Origin of the sequence: Anaerovorax odorimutans, assembly GCF_024459955.1 — a bacterium.
Classification (GTDB): Bacteria; Bacillota; Clostridia; order Peptostreptococcales; family Anaerovoracaceae; genus Hominibacterium; species Hominibacterium odorimutans_A.
Window position 1 is genome coordinate 1 of sequence record NZ_JANFXK010000209.1, and the last position, 236, is coordinate 236.

At 43.6% G+C, this 236-nt stretch carries 1 protein-coding gene; it reads right to left on the minus strand.

Annotated features, from left to right (window positions below; all coding sequences use genetic code 11):
* The coding region (locus NE619_RS18495) for an alanine racemase C-terminal domain-containing protein (RefSeq protein ID WP_330640880.1) at positions 1-184 on the minus strand (184 nt) is incomplete at its 3' end.
* Positions 185-236: the final 52 nt, after the last annotated feature.

A 236-nucleotide genomic window follows, 5' to 3' on the forward strand; every position in this document is an offset into this window, starting at 1 on the left:
CGCCTGTGTAAACCCTCGGAATCCGTTTTCCGAGACAACAGACAAATTCATAGTTAAATCTTCCGCTTAATTTTGACAATTCCTCTACTGTTATTTCATCTTTTCCGTCTTTTCCGATCAAAACAACCCGATCCATAAATGCCGCCCCCGGTATATCGGTCACATCTACCATGAACTGGTCCATACATACTCTTCCTACGATTTTTGCCCGCTTTCCTCTGATAAGCACACTGCCT